Below are 6,275 nucleotides of genomic sequence, written 5' to 3' on the forward strand. Positions count from 1 at the left end.
GCACGGCGGGGCCGGGGGCTTCGCGTCAATCTGGTTCCAGTGGACGGCGCCGATGGATGGCTACCTGACCGTCGATACCTTCGGCTCGAACTTCGATACGGTGCTCGCGATGTACACGGGCACCGCAGTGGATGCCCTCACCCTGGTCTTCGCAAACGACGATTGGGGCGGACCGCAGAGCCGGATGGGCGACGTCCCGGTAACCGCGGGTGCGATCTACCACATCGCGGTAGACGGCTGGCTGGGCGCGACCGGGGCCGTGACGCTCAATGTCTCCTTCTGGGACGGCACGGACACCACGCCGCCGCAGATCACGATCGTCACCCCCGGCGAGGGCGCCACCTACGTCCTCAACGGCATCGTCCCGGCGAACTACGCCTGCGAGGACGGGGCCCTGGGCAGCGGCGTGGCGAGCTGTATCGGCGATGTTGTGGTGAGTGAGCCGATCGACACGTCCACGCTCGGGGCGCACGCCTTCTCCGTCACGGCCACCGATGTGGCCGGCAACTCGGGCACGGCCACCGCCAACTACACGGTGAGCGGCACGGATACGACACCGCCCGTGGTCACGCTCTCGACGCCCGCGGACGGCGCCGTTTACGCGATCGGCGCATCGATTACAGTCGCCTACGACTGTGTCGACGAGCCGCTCGGCACGGGCATCGCGACCTGCGCCGGCGATCTGCCAGACGCCGCAGCGCTCGACACCTCGACACTCGGCTCGTTCACCTTCTCCGTGAGCGGCACGGACAACGCCGGCAACGTGACGACAGTCACGTCCTCGTACACCATCATCGTCTCGCCGGCCAACGACAACTTCGCCAGTGCCGTCGTGCTCGCCGGTGACACCGGCACCTGGAACGGCACGAACGTCGGCGCCACGACGGAATCCGGCGAGCCGGACCACGTCTATCTCCCGACCGGAGCGTCGATCTGGTTCCGGTGGACCGCGCAGGTCGACGGCTACCTGACCGTCGATACGTTCGGCTCCGACTTCAACACGTTGCTCGCCATGTACACGGGCGCGAGCGTCGACGCGCTGACAGTCGTAGCGGAGAACATCAACGCCTGGCCGAGCTTGCAGAGCGAGCTACTCAACGTGCCGGTGACGGCGGGCACGACCTACTCGATCGCCGTGGACGGCTACTTCGGCGAGGCCGGCATGGTCACGCTCAACTGGTGGTTCGGCGAGCAGTTCGACTTCGAGCCGCCCGTCATCACGCTGTGGGACCCGGACGACGGCGCGGTCTACCCGCAGGGCACCCCGGTGTGGGCCGGCTACTCCTGCTACGATCCACAGCCGAGCACGGGTCTGGTCTCGTGTGCCGGACCGGTCCCCAGCGGGACGTTGCTCGATTCATCGGTGCCGGGCAGCTACAGCTTCACCGTCACCGCGACGGACGGCGCCGGCAATGTGGCGACGGCGACCGTCAATTACATCATCGCGGCCAACCCGCCCAACGACGACTTCGACGACGCCACGATCCTCGCGACCGAGGGCACCGTGTCGGGCACCAACGTCGGCGCCACCGAGGTGCCGACCGAGCCGATGCATGGAGGAGTACTCGGCGGGACCTCGGTGTGGTTCCGCTGGACCGCGCCGGCCGACGGCTTCCTCTCGGCGGATACGATGGGATCCGACTTCGACACGGTGCTCGCGATCTACTCCGGCGCGACCGTCGACGCGCTGACGGAAATCGACTCGAACGACGACGCCGTCGGCGCACAGAGCGCGGTGCACGACGCCCCCGTGAGTGCGGGTGTCGTCTACTCCATCGCCATCACGGGCGCCTGGGGTGACACCGGCAACTACACGCTGAACTGGACGTTCCTGGAGCTCAACGACGTCACCCCGCCGCTGGTCACCATCGCCTCGCCAGCCGAAGGGGACCTGTACTTCGAGGGCACCTCCGTAGACGCCGTCTATTACTGCACCGACGAACACTTGGGCTCAGGGATCGACACCTGCATCGGTGACGTCGAAAACCTGGCCTTCATCGACACGCTGACGAGTGGACCGAAGACCTTCACCGTCACCGGCACGGACAACTGGGGCAACGTCACCGTCGAGACGGTGAACTACACGGTGCTGCCGTTCACCAACGACGACTTCGCCAATGCCCTCCCGATCAGTGGCTCGGGCAACCTGATAGCCATCAATGTCGGTGCCACGAAGGAGGCGGGTGAGCCGGCACATGCGGGGGACCCCGGCGGCGCGTCCGTGTGGTTCCGCTGGACCGCGCCGAGGGACGCTTTCCTCACGGTGCACACGTTGCTTTCGCCCTTCGACACGACGCTTGCGATCTACACGGGTCTCTCGGTCGACGCGTTGACCGAGGTTGCCTCCAACAACGACGCGGTCGGTCAGCAGAGCCGCGTGCGGGACGTGCCGGTCACGGAAGGACAGACCTACCACATCGTCGTCGACGGGGTCGGCGGCGCCACCGGCCAGATCGGCCTCGGTTGGGTCGAGTTCACCGGACCGACGTTCACGGAGATCACTCCGCAGACCGATCCGCTGTGGGTGACCGACCTGGCCCACGACTTCGTGCTGAATGCGGCGGCACCGGCCGACGTGGACGGCGACGGCGATCTCGACCTGGCGGTCATCGGTTACTTCGTCGAGTACAGCGTCGGCGTGGAGGAACGGCTCGTCGTCTTCATGAACGAAGGGCCGGATGTCGATGGCAACTGGTTCTTCACGACTCAGGAGGTACCGTTGAACGGTCTGTTCTCCAACGAGTCCGACCTCGCCTGGGGCGACTTCGACGGGGACGGGGATCCGGACCTGGCCGTGGGGGCGGAAGGCGCAACGGAGCTCTACCTCAACGACGCCGGCACCCTGGTGCCGATCGCGACGGATCTGCCCGGCTACCAGGAGGATTCGAATTACTCGAACGCCTACGACCTGCGCTCGCTCTCGTGGGCCGACTATGACAACGACGCGGACCTGGATCTCCTTATCCCGTCGATCTTCGACCCGGCCATCTCCGTCTTCAGGACGGCGCTGATGCGCAACGATGGGCCTGACGGCGCGGGCGGCTGGCTCTTCACGGAGGTGGCCTCGCAGCTCGACGGCACCGTCCACGCGCAGACCGCGTGGGCCGACCACGACGGCGACGGCGACCTCGATCTGTTCATGGCCAACATGGACAACCTCCTCGGCAACGGATTCGTGCGGACCTACCGTAACGACAACGGGGTCTTCACCAGCGCCGAGCCGCTCGGGAACCTCAGCATCACCTATGGAATGGGAGATTGGTCGGATTACGACGGCGACGGCGATCTCGACATCCTCGTCGTCGGACTCGTGCTGGACATCGACGGCCAGTACAAAACGCTGCTACGCATTTTCAAGAACGAGGCGGGAGTGTACCAACCCCACACGATCGTCTACTCGAGCTTCTTCCCGTGGCTCGACCTGTCCGCGGCGACCTGGGCCGACTACGACAACGACGGCGACGTCGACATCTTGCTGACCGGTCAGGTGATCGGCCCGGAGAACCTCGAAGGAAAGTCGGAAGTGTACGTCAACGATGGTGGCGAATTCGTCCCGCTGGCCCGCGAGCTGCCGGCACCGCTCGACTCGAGCGGCGACGGAGGCGCCTTCACGTGGTTCGACGTGGACGGCGACGGCGACCTGGACTACTTCGTCGCGGGTGCGTACTGGGTGCCGAACGGCAACAACCAGATCGAGCGTCAGATGCACCTGTATCGAAACGACTCGATCGAGCCGAACCAGCCCCCGTCCGCGCCGACCGGGTTGAACGCGGTTCAGGACGGGAACACCGTGACCGTGTCGTGGAACGTGGCCCAAGACGATGCAACGACGGCGCAGGCGATCACCTACGATCTGGAGGTGTATGCGCAGGCGCAGCCGACAACCGAGCACGGGCGTCTACCGGAGCCCGGCAGTATCAGCACCGCCACGAGCTGGTCGCTGCAGGGGTTGACACCGGGTACGTACACGTGGAAGGTGCGCGCAGTTGACTCGGCCTTCAACGGTAGCCTCACGGTTGAAAGTTCCTTCATCGTCGAAGACAACGCGGACGTCGATGGCGACGGTGTCTCCGCCGGAGGGGACAACTGCCCGTTGGTCTTCAACCCGAACCAAGCGGACGTGGATCTCGACGGCGTCGGTGACGCGTGCGACAACTGCCTCGCGAGCGCCAACCTCAATCAGATTGACGCGGACGGCGACGGTGTCGGCGACATCTGCGACTGCGCGCCATCCGATTCGGCGGGAGGACGTCCCGCGACGATTCACGGAGCGTTTGCCGAGGCGATGGCCGGCGGCGCAACGCTGTTCGGGTGGGATCCCGAGCCGCTCGCCGACCGTTACGATCTCGTGCGGGGGACGCTCTCCGATCCTGCGGTCAGGGTCTGCGCGACGAGTCAGGATCCCGATCCGACCGACACCGAGTACGTGGAGGTCGCGACACCGGCGGCCGGCGAAGGCTGGTTCTACCTGGTCAGCGGTGTGGACGATCAATGCGGCGACCGTGGTCCCTGGGGCGACGGCCGTGCCGACGACGTCTGCCCTTGATCCGCACCGATCCGCCACTCGATGTGAGTGGGCTGATCGGGCGGGCGGAGACGAACATCGGCGCACCGTGGGTCACGGCCGAGGTCTACGAACCTCTTTACGAACGCAGCCAACCGCGAATGGTTGACCAGCGTTCGACCCTCGGGAGGCCGGACGGCGTAACGTGTTGATAAAAAAGTAGAGATGTGCGTCTGCGGCGCTTGCTGCCTCGGGCGACCGGCCGGGGCAACCCAGGGCCCGTTCATGTCCTCGAAAGGTCCGTGCAGTAATAATAGGGTGTGCGGGAACTCGACGAACGGGTTGAGTCCAGGGGCACTTGCGCGGAGGCGCGGATGAGGTTGGTGCCTAAACGTCTGAAGGAGACACGATGAGAATACCGACAGGATCACGATTCGATTTCGCGATCCTGGCGCTGGCGATCTGCTCGGTCGTTTCGCCAGTCCTGGGGGACGAAGTCATTCTGGACTGGGATATCGACCTCGCCCAGTCCTCTCAAGAGGCACGGGTCGACGCCGCGGGCAACGTCTACTCGGTGACCGGCGTGAACCTGCTGAAGATCGACCTGGACGGAAACGTGCTGTGGACCAGGGCGCTTGATACCGTGGGCGGGTATGTCTACGTCGGCGGCCGCCTCGCCATTGACCCCGACGGCAACGTCCTCGTCATCGGCACGAACTGGCTGGTCGAGCCCAACGCACTGCTGACCTTGAAGTTCGACCCGGACGGCAACCTGCTGTGGGAATCGGTGATGTCCACCACGTCAGGCCCGCGGAGGGTCGAGACCGACGCCGCCGGAAACGTCTACGTTCTGGCACAGACGAACAGCAGTCTGGAGGACTTCGTCACCGGGAAGTACGACCCCGACGGCAATCTGCTCTGGCGCAACGTCTTTGTCGGTGGAGTGATCAACGAGCCGAGTCACCTTGCCGTGACCCCGGACGGCGTCGTGGCCGTCGTGGGTCGCTCCAACGTCGTAGGCAACAGTTACGACACGTCAGTGGTCGTCTACGAGACGGACGGCACGCAGCGCTGGTGGCGCAACCACACCTCGACCAGCAGCGGAGGTGGGTCGGATCGAGGCACCGGTGTGGCGTTCGGTCCCGCGGGCGAGGTGTACGTCGGCGGATCGTGCGAGCACGCCGACGCGGACTGGGACGCCACGCTGATCAAGTACGACGCCGACGGCAACGAGCAGTGGGTCCGCCACCACAACTTCAACCCGGGTCCCAACAGCTACGACTCGATCATCTGGGTCGGCGTCGATTCCTCCGGCGACGTGCTTGCCGCGGGACAAGGCGACAGTGGTGACATCGTCGCGTTCAAGTACGACGCGGACGGCAACCAGCTCTGGGTCCGGCAGCACGACGGAGGGGACGGCGGCTACAACTACCTGTTGTACATGGTCGTCGGACCGTACGACGACGCGATGTACCTCTCCGGCGTGAATACGCTGAACAAGACCCTGGCGATCAAGTACGACACGGCCGGGAACCTGCGCTGGACGTACCTGCACACCTACGGCGGCTTCACGACGTACTACGGCACGTCGATCGCGATCGACCCGGGCAACAACGTCGTGCTGGGCAAGTACGGTAGGCCCGTGCAACACCTGTTGCAGTCGGATTGCGCGCTCGGGCCGCCAGCGGAGGTGCACCGTGTGCGCATGGGGCCGGACCGCGTGTACTGGACACCGGGCCATAACGGCGAGCAGTACGAAGTGGACAGCGGC

Annotated in this window: 2 protein-coding genes; both read left to right on the top strand. The window is 65.5% G+C overall.

The annotated features are described in order from the left end of the window. Nucleotides 1–4,546 (top strand): FG-GAP-like repeat-containing protein (locus OES25_17290; protein ID MDH3629393.1); only part of this gene is annotated, 4,546 nt, incomplete at its 5' end. A 367-nt stretch (nucleotides 4,547–4,913) separates the two neighbouring features. Then, a partial coding sequence (locus OES25_17295; protein ID MDH3629394.1) for a hypothetical protein occupies nucleotides 4,914–6,275 on the top strand: 1,362 nt, incomplete at its 3' end.

The organism is Acidobacteriota bacterium, from assembly GCA_029861955.1.
Taxonomy (GTDB): domain Bacteria; phylum Acidobacteriota; class Polarisedimenticolia; order Polarisedimenticolales; family Polarisedimenticolaceae; genus JAOTYK01.